Here is a 1,373-nt window from a genome sequence, read left to right as displayed (position 1 = left end):
GTCCTTCGGTTGCCGGCCCCAGTGAACTCGCCGAGTGTGGCGGGGTGGTGGGTGGCTGGTCGTTGTTTGAGAACTGCACAGTGGACGCGAGCATCTGTGGCCAAGTTTTTAAGGGCGCACGGTGGATGCCTTGGCACCAGGAACCGATGAAGGACGTGGGAGGCCACGATAGGCCCCGGGGAGCTGTCAACCGAGCTTTGATCCGGGGGTGTCCGAATGGGGAAACCCGGCAGTCGTCATGGGCTGTCACCCGCTGCTGAACACATAGGCAGTGTGGAGGGAACGAGGGGAAGTGAAACATCTCAGTACCCTCAGGAAGAGAAAACAACCGTGATTCCGGGAGTAGTGGCGAGCGAAACTGGATCAGGCCAAACCGTATGCGTGTGATACCCGGCAGGGGTTGCGCATGTGGGGTTGTGGGATCTCTTTTTCATAGTCTGCCGGCTGTGAGACGAGTCAGAAACCGTTGATGTAGGCGAAGGACATGCGAAAGGTCCGGCGTAGAGGGTAAGACCCCCGTAGCTGAAACATCAGCGGCTCGTTTAAGAGACACCCAAGTAGCACGGGGCCCGAGAAATCCCGTGTGAATCTGGCGGGACCACCCGTTAAGCCTAAATATTCCCTGGTGACCGATAGCGGATAGTACCGTGAGGGAATGGTGAAAAGTACCGCGGGAGCGGAGTGAAATAGTACCTGAAACCGTGTGCCTACAAGCCGTGGGAGCGTCGCGCATCGAGCTTGCTCGGTGCGTCGTGACTGCGTGCCTTTTGAAGAATGAGCCTGCGAGTTTGCGGTGTGTTGCGAGGTTAACCCGTGTGGGGAAGCCGTAGCGAAAGCGAGTCCGAACAGGGCGTTTCAGTAGCACGCTCAAGACCCGAAGCGGAGTGATCTAGCCATGGGCAGGTTGAAGCGGAGGTAAGACTTCGTGGAGGACCGAACCCACCAGGGTTGAAAACCTGGGGGATGACCTGTGGTTAGGGGTGAAAGGCCAATCAAACTCCGTGATAGCTGGTTCTCCCCGAAATGCATTTAGGTGCAGCGTCGTGTGTTTCTTGCCGGAGGTAGAGCACTGGATAGGCGATGGGCCCTACCGGGTTACTGACCTTAGCCAAACTCCGAATGCCGGTAAGTGAGAGCGCGGCAGTGAGACTGTGGGGGATAAGCTCCATGGTCGAGAGGGAAACAGCCCAGAGCATCGACTAAGGCCCCTAAGCGTACGCTAAGTGGGAAAGGATGTGGAGTCGCAGAGACAACCAGGAGGTTGGCTTAGAAGCAGCCACCCTTGAAAGAGTGCGTAATAGCTCACTGGTCAAGTGATTCCGCGCCGACAATGTAGCGGGGCTCAAGCGTACCGCCGAAGTCGTGTCATTCCA

Annotated in this window: 1 rRNA gene (running past one end of the window); it reads left to right on the top strand. The window is 57.3% G+C overall.

Annotation, left to right across the window (positions count from 1 at the left end):
• Positions 1-98: 98 nt before the first annotated feature.
• Positions 99-1,373: ribosomal RNA gene (locus ACFVDM_RS38295) — 23S ribosomal RNA — on the top strand; it runs 1,271 nt beyond the window's last position.

The organism is Streptomyces sp. NPDC057682 (genome assembly GCF_042799575.1).
GTDB lineage: Bacteria > Actinomycetota > Actinomycetes > Streptomycetales > Streptomycetaceae > Streptomyces.
This window is presented reverse-complemented; position numbering and strand designations above follow the sequence as displayed.